The sequence below is a fragment of the Rhizobium sophorae genome (assembly GCF_013087515.1).
Taxonomy (GTDB): domain Bacteria; phylum Pseudomonadota; class Alphaproteobacteria; order Rhizobiales; family Rhizobiaceae; genus Rhizobium; species Rhizobium sophorae.
Map to the genome: position 1 here is coordinate 1 of NZ_JABFCN010000078.1, position 1006 is coordinate 1006.

The following is a 1006-nucleotide window of genomic DNA, read 5'->3' on the forward strand; positions in this document are numbered from 1 at the left end:
CCGCCCTCTTGCGCGCAAAGACCAGCAGTGACAGCCCGCCGGCAAGGACCAGCAGCACCGGCGCACCCCAGAGCAGCGCCGTCTTCATGCTGACACGCGGCTTCAGCAGCACGAACTCGCCGTAGCGCGAGACGATATAGGTCAGCACCGCCTCGTCGCTGTCGCCATCGGCGATGCGCTCGCGCACCAAGAGGCGCAAGTCCTTGGCCAGATCGGCGTTGGAATCGTCGATCGACTGGTTCTGGCAGACCATGCAGCGCAGCTCCGCCGATAGCGTGCGGGCGCGCGCTTCGAGCGCCGGATCGGCCAGCACCTCGTCAGGATTGACGGCAAAGGCGGGGGCCGCCATCAGCAGCAAAGCGAAAGCCAGGAAGAGACGCCGCATCATTCCGCCGGCTCCAGTGCAGGGGCTGCCGGCTTCGCCTTGCGACGCGGGGCACCGACACGCAGGCGCCGGTCGCTGAGCGAGACCAGGCCGCCGAAGGCCATGAACACCGCTCCGCCCCAGATGCAGAGAATGAACGGCTTCCACCAGATGCGCACGACGATGCCGCCGTCCTTGGTGGCGTCACCGAGCGACACGTAGAGCTGGCTGAGCCCGAAGGTCAGGATGCCGGCCTCCGTCGTCGGCATCTGCCGGGCAGTGTAGAGCCGCTTGGCCGACCAGGTATCGGCAACCGCGACACCGGCGCGCCGGACGGTGAAGTGGCCGCGCTCCTCGGTATAGTTCGGCCCGGTCCCCGGCTGCATGCCGTCGAAATGCAGGCTGTAACCGCCGGCCTCGGTCACCTGCCCCGGCTTCATCTCGATCACGTGCTCGCTTTCGAACGTCGTGACCGCGACGATGCCGAGCACGGTGACGCCGAGCCCGGCATGGGCAAGGGCCGTGCCGAAGGCCGAACGCGGCAGGCCGGAAAGCCGGCGCCAGGCGAGGCTGCCCGCAACCTTGCCGATGCCGGCGCGGTACCAAAGATCGGCCACCGCACCGAGGACCAGGAACAGCCCG

General features: G+C 68.5%; 2 protein-coding genes. Both read right to left on the bottom strand.

The genetic code is table 11. The features are described 5' to 3' along the window. Positions 1-388 (bottom strand): cytochrome c-type biogenesis protein (locus G9X64_RS36050; protein WP_171378390.1); only part of this gene is annotated, 388 nt, incomplete at its 3' end. Continuing rightward, positions 385-1006, bottom strand: a 622-nt coding sequence (locus tag G9X64_RS36055; RefSeq protein ID WP_281360327.1) for a cytochrome c-type biogenesis CcmF C-terminal domain-containing protein, incomplete at its 5' end; no start/stop codon positions are given. The genes G9X64_RS36055 and G9X64_RS36050, both read right to left, overlap by 4 nt.